The sequence below is a fragment of the Oleiphilus sp. HI0086 genome (assembly GCF_001635225.1).
The window spans coordinates 1-5,140 of sequence record NZ_LWFZ01000959.1 but is presented as its reverse complement, the minus strand read 5'-3'; the positions used below and the strand labels follow the sequence as shown (position 1 = coordinate 5,140).

Genomic DNA, 5,140 nt, shown 5'->3' with positions numbered 1-5,140 from the left:
GCTTAAGTTAGCTTGATGGAGCCACATCTGTTTTAGGTGTTCAGCGCTAAGCTCGTTTCCGCCAAGTGCTCATTGATCATTTTAGCAACGAGTGGAGATACCTCTTTGAATACTTTTCGCCCTTGCTGAACAAATAGCTTATCACTAAAGCCTTCACTGCCGGGAGCACAACGATTCAGGAATCCAAAATTATTACGAATATTATTGGAGAAGGTTGTCTTTAATTTTGCGCTGACAACTTCGAACGAGTCATCACAAGATACTGTGTCAGCTCTCTCTATCACGATTGCGGTACAGACATCACCAAAGATAAAGTGACTATCTCTATCACGAAAATTTAAATGCGCTGTGCAGATTTCCGGGTTTATTAACAATACAGCCCTGGCAGAACCGCACTGAACAGCATTGAGCGCAGCCTGAAGGCCAAATGTGGCCGATGAGCACGCCACATTCATATCATATGCGAAGCCTTCTACACCAAGTTGGCTTTGAACCTCAATTGAGACAGCTGGATAAGCGCGCTGTAGATTCGAGCAAGCGACGATGACGGCATCGATATCAGCGACGGTTTTGTTTGCATTTTTGAGCGCATCTTTGGCTGCTTTAACGGCCATTTCGCATAAGATACTAGGCTCGTCATTGGAGCGCTCAGGTAGCAATGGGTGCATTATTTCAGGGTCAAGAATGCCAGCCTTATTCATTACGTATCGGCTTTTAATTCCAGAAGCTTTTTCGATAAAAGCGGAAGAAGATTCTTGTAGCGCTTCGAGTTCGCCTGCGGCTATTTTGTCAGCATTTTCACGATTAAAGCTTTGCACATAGGCGTTAAAACTCGCAACAAGCTCATCATTTGAAATAGATTCACTTGGTGTAAACAGCCCAGTACCAGAAATAGCAGCCTTTATCATGGTCACCTCTTTGCTAACGGCAAGCATGACAAGCGTACCGCGTTTAGATTCAAAACCTGCACTAAGTACAAGCCGATAAGTAAGAAAATAGCTGCACAGATTACGTTTTACGAGCTTTAATGACAACCAATATTTGAGCCAACCTTGGTGAGTATTCGGCTACCGCCTAACGCTCTCCCAGAGTTTGTTTAACCTTTTCTCTGAGACAGTCTCACTCGTACCCAATTGCTGTGAATACCAAGACACTCGTTGCTCCTCCAGTAACCAGCGAAATCGCTCCAGGTTTTCGCACTTTAAACCTTGAGCATCCAGCTGTTTTTTTCGAAGTTCGTATTGCTCCCACCATTCGGATAGTAAGGGTACATAGCGCCTTTCATTGGCCATATCTCTTGCCATTTTGTCATAGCGTAGAGAGCAAGCTTGCAAATATCTAGGAAAGCTCTTTAGCGAGGTATAGGGCGTGGATTGCAAAAAGCCATCGTAGACTAAGCAGGTAATCTGGTGTTTAAGGTCAGCCATAGGCATAGCTACTGCCAAGTTCATTTTACCTTTTAGGCGCTTCATTATCTGGTGGTAATGATTAAGTATGTCGAAAACAAGAGCGCTGAACTCTTCGCAGATCTTAAGGAAATCACCCTTACCGCCCTGTAGACAAGCACTAAACTGCTCTGCATTGCGTGGAAGCTCTCCATTAAGGAAGTGCAAACATATTGCCGCAATCAGAAAGTCATCATAAAGTGCGCTGGCTTGCCCGACAGGTGCATAAAGCAAGCCTAGCTTTTGGTAGTTTTTAATCGCTTTTTTGAATTGCGAGCGAATACCTTGGAGCTCAAAGCTTAGTAATCGCGCAATTCCAATTCGCGTAATCGCCTCGGCACCTAGCTTATCATTACAATGAATGAGCCTGATGTGTGCTCCACAATCTTGAAGCGCCGGGTATTGCATCATTTCAATACCCGCTTGTTTTATTATCTGGGATTGTTTGAGCTCGCCAAAGTCCCAGGCAGTAATATCAACTTGTTTTTCAGGTCGGTTCTCTTCCAGTTTTGCGGCGTTTTTTGCCAAATGCTCAACTTTTTGCGAAAGCTTAACGAGGTCCCTACCCTGGTTAATCAGCCGGCCTCGCTCATCCAGCACTTTAATGTTAAAGCGCAGGTGACTGTCTAGTGACTCAAGATTCCAGGCCTCAATAGGAATAGATATGCTGCCTATAATTTTTAGCTCATCACTAAGAATCTCAAGCAAAGGGCGTGAACTAGCTTCAACCTTTGGCAGTATCTTGTCTACAACATCCGGCACAGGAACAAAGTGCTTTCGCAAAGTTCTGGGAAGCGTTTTGATCAGGTGGATGCATTTTTCACGAAGCAAGCCAGGAACTATCTTCTCGAGTTTATCTACAGTTAGCTGTTTTATTGCATTAATTGGCACCGAGATATTTACACCATCATCTTCAGCGCCGGGTTTGAACTGGTAACTCAGAGGAAAGCGTATGCCATTATTTTCAATATGTTCAGGATATAGGCCCGGATCGAATGAATCCGCATTTTCGCTGCGCAGCTGACCTTTTGTAAACCGTATTAGCTTTGAGTCAGCTTCGCTTGCTTTTTTTGCCCACTTTTCAAATGCAGCACCACTCACAATGTGTTCAGGTAAAGCCTTATCGTAAAGTCCGTATATCACCTCATCATCGACCAGGACATCTTTACGACGCGTGCGGTCTTCAATCGATTCCACTTCATCAATAAGCTTTAAGTTATGAGCGATAGCCTTATTTTTGGTGCGAAACTCTCTCTCTATGAGTCCGGTGCGAATAAATATTTCACGGCAAACTCCTGGGTCAATCTGGCTGTAGTTAACTGGGCGCTGAGAGACAATTTCAAGTCCGTATAAGGTCACCTTTTCTTTGGCAATTATTTGTGCCCTTTTGGCTTCCCAATGAGGTTCGGCATAAGAACGTTTTACCAAATGCTTTGCAAGCGGTTCTATCCATGCAGGATCGAGCCTTGCGTTATATCTGGAATAGACTTGTTGAGTTTCCACGATTTCAGCGGCAAATAACCATTTAGGGCGCTTTTTGTTTACGCCAGACCCGGGAAATAAGTGGAAACGTCGATTTCGACACCCTTGATACTCGCGTTTTTCTTCATGTTTACCGATATTGCCAAGCAAGCCGCTCAATAAAGCCTTATGAATAGAGTCATAAGAAGCCTCGCTATCATTTTCCTTGATGCCGATGCTTTTTAAAACGAGTAATAGTTGTCTATGTATCTCGCGCCACTCCCTCATACGCACAGCGGATAGGAAGTTTTTCTGGCAAAAGCGCTTTAATTGATTATTGCTTAGCTCCTGGCGTTTATCTTCAAAGAATTCCCACAACCGCAAAAAAGAAAGGAAATCTGATTCAGGGTCTTTATATTCCGCATGAGCCTGGTCAGCTGCTTGCTGCTTATCTGCAGGGCGCTCACGAGGATCTTGTATGCTTAAGCCGCTAACAATAATCAGCACTTCTTTTACTGCGTTTAAGTCCTGAGCGCTAAGCAGCATGCGTCCTAAACGAGGGTCTGTGGGAAGCGTCGCAAGTTTCTTGCCCAACGCTGTTAAGCGGTTGTTTTCATCGACGGCCTGCAACTCAAATAGTAGTTTATAGCCATCATTTAAAAGACGAGAGTCAGGTGGATCAATAAACTGAAAGTCTTTCACTGCCCCGAGTCCGGAGTCGATCATTTTAAGAATAACAGCCGCTAGATTGGTGCGCTGTATTTCCGGATCGGTAAACTCAGGTCGTGAAATAAAGTCGTCTTCACTGTAAAGTCGATAACAAATACCTTCAGCAATCCGCCCACAACGACCCTTTCGTTGATTTGCACTCGCTTGGGAGATTGACTCGATAGGCAAACGCTGTAATTTTGAGCGATACGAATAGCGGGAAATCCGCACGGTACCGGGGTCAATTACATAGCGGATACCAGGCACTGTAATTGAGGTCTCAGCGACATTAGTAGAAAGGATGATTCGTCTGCCAGAGTGAGGTTGAAACACCCTGCTCTGGTCTTTGGTACTTAACCTGGCATATAAGGGCAGTATCTCGGTGTCACGCCATTCATAATCATTAAGGGTCTTGGCGATCTCTCTGATCTCTCGCTCGCCAGGTAAGAAAACCAAAACATCGCCAACTTGCCAAGAGCGTTGGCGTTCTTCGTCTTGAATCTCCTCGACCACTGTAGCTATCTGCTCACCAAGAGATAACTCTTGTACATCTGCACCAATAGATGGGCGGTAATTCACGTCAACCGGATAACTTCGCCCTGAAACAGAAAATATTGGCGCGCCAGTAAAGAACTCCGAGAACCGGTCTACGTCGATCGTGGCAGAGGTAATAATGAGTTTTAATTCAGGTCTTTTCAGCAGAACGCGTTTTAAGTAACCGAGTAAGAAATCAATATTTAAACTACGCTCATGCGCCTCATCAATAATAATAACTTCATAACGATTTAAGTAACGGTCAAACTTGATTTCATTTAAGAGAATACCATCCGTCATGACCTTTATTAGCGTACTATCACTAACTTGATCGGTAAAACGAACTTGATAGCCAACCAGATCACCAAGCGGGGAATTTAGCTCTTCCGCTAATCTCGTCGAAACGGTGCGTGCAGCGAGACGCCTTGGCTGAGTGTGGCCGATAAGGCCCTTCCTTCCAAGCCCCGCTTGAAGACAGGCTTTTGGCAGCTGAGTCGTTTTACCTGATCCGGTTTCACCAGCAACAATTACAACCTGGTTATCCTTTATTGCCTTGCTAATGTCGTCAACTTTTTGGGAGACAGGTAGCTGAGGCGGGTATTTGATTGAAACCGGACGGTTTATTTTTTTACTTAGACGATCTTTAGATTCCTCAATTTCTTGAGTTAGCTTTTCAAGCTTTTCCTCTAGGGCGTTATCATCACCGTGTGATGAGAGTTGCTTGAGTCGTTTTTTAAAGTGACTTTGATCTTTGTAAGAACAGCTGGATATGGCCTGCTGAAGCTTTCTGACATCTAAGGGCATTAGATAAAACCTGGTTCAAAATAACAAAAAATAATAAAGCTAAGTTTTTGATTCGTACGGATTCTAGCCTATTCTAAATAGACGAACCTTAAAACTATTCTGTCAAAATTAGTTGTAAAGAAAATTAATTCAAAACTATAGAAGCTAAGAAGTTATGCGCGTACTTGAAAACATTACCTATGACGAAT

The 5,140-nt window shown here is 43.9% G+C and carries 2 protein-coding genes; both read right to left on the bottom strand.

The genetic code is table 11. The annotated features are described in order from the left end of the window. Positions 1 to 32 precede the first annotated feature (32 nt). Positions 33 to 908 (bottom strand): beta-ketoacyl-ACP synthase III, encoded by an 876-nt coding sequence (locus tag A3756_RS17170; RefSeq protein ID WP_068554055.1) that lies wholly within the window; start codon positions 906 to 908, stop codon positions 33 to 35. 159 nt (positions 909 to 1,067) lie between these two features. After that, positions 1,068 to 4,952 carry an ATP-dependent RNA helicase HrpA gene (hrpA, locus tag A3756_RS17165; protein WP_068510684.1) on the bottom strand — a complete coding sequence of 1,295 codons (3,885 nt, stop codon included), beginning with the start codon at positions 4,950 to 4,952 and terminating at the stop codon, positions 1,068 to 1,070. Between the last annotated feature and the right edge of the window lie 188 nt (positions 4,953 to 5,140).